The 873-nt window shown below is 66.7% G+C and carries 1 protein-coding gene; it reads left to right on the top strand.

The window, feature by feature from the left end; genetic code table 11:
- Positions 1–873: CoA transferase (locus J4F42_22075; protein MCE2488211.1), on the top strand; the 873-nt coding region annotated here is incomplete at both ends.

The raw sequence follows: 873 nt of genomic DNA, 5'->3' as shown, positions 1-873 counted from the left end.
GTCACGAACCGCAACAAGCGCTCGGTCACGGTCGATTTCAAAGACCCGGCCGAGCTGAACAAGCTGCGCCGACTCATCGCCCACAGCGATATCTTCGTGCACAACCTGCGGCCCGGCGTGGCCGCCGACATCGGCCTCGGCCCGGACGTGCTGCTGGAGGCCAACCCGCGGCTGATCTACTGCGAGATCTCGGCCTTTGGTCACAAGGGGCCGCTCAAGGACAAACCCGGCTATGAGATCCTGCTCCAGGCGTTTGGCGGTCTGATGAGCATGACCGGCGAAGAGGGTGGCCCGCCAGTGCGGATGGGCACCTCGGTCGTTGACTACGGCACCGGCATGTGGACGACAATCGCCGCCCTGGCCGCGCTGCGCCAACGCGATCAAACAGGCCGGGGGTGTGTGATCCACACCTCGCTGTTCGAGACAGCCCTGTTCTGGCTGAGCAACGCCTTTGCCAGCTATAAGGCCAGCGGCAAAGTCCCCCAACGCCACCCCACCGGCAGCCCCCGGCAGGTCGCCTTTGGCGCGTTTGAGACGCGCAGCGGTCCGATGGTCATTGGCGTGGCCAACAGCCGGCTGTTCGTCAAGCTGGCCCGGGCAATCGGCCGGCCCGAGTGGGCCGACGATCCACGCTACCGGACCAACGCCGACCGCCTGGCCCAGCGCGACTATCTGGTCGGGGAAATCCGGGCCACCATGCGCCAACACACCAGAGAGCACTGGATGGCGCTGTTCGACCGGGCCGGGGTGCCCAGCGCGCCCATCTTGACCATCCCCGAGGTCCTGGCCCAGACCCAGACCCAAGCCCTCGACATCCTGCGCAAGACGCCCGGCGATCAGGTCGAGCTGTTCGGCCTGCCGCTGTCGCTCAAT

The organism is Desulfurellaceae bacterium, assembly GCA_021296095.1.
Taxonomy (GTDB): Bacteria; Desulfobacterota; Binatia; order Bin18; family Bin18; genus JAAXHF01.
The sequence above is the reverse complement of the archived record's forward strand: the minus strand, read 5'-3'. Positions and strand labels throughout refer to the sequence as shown.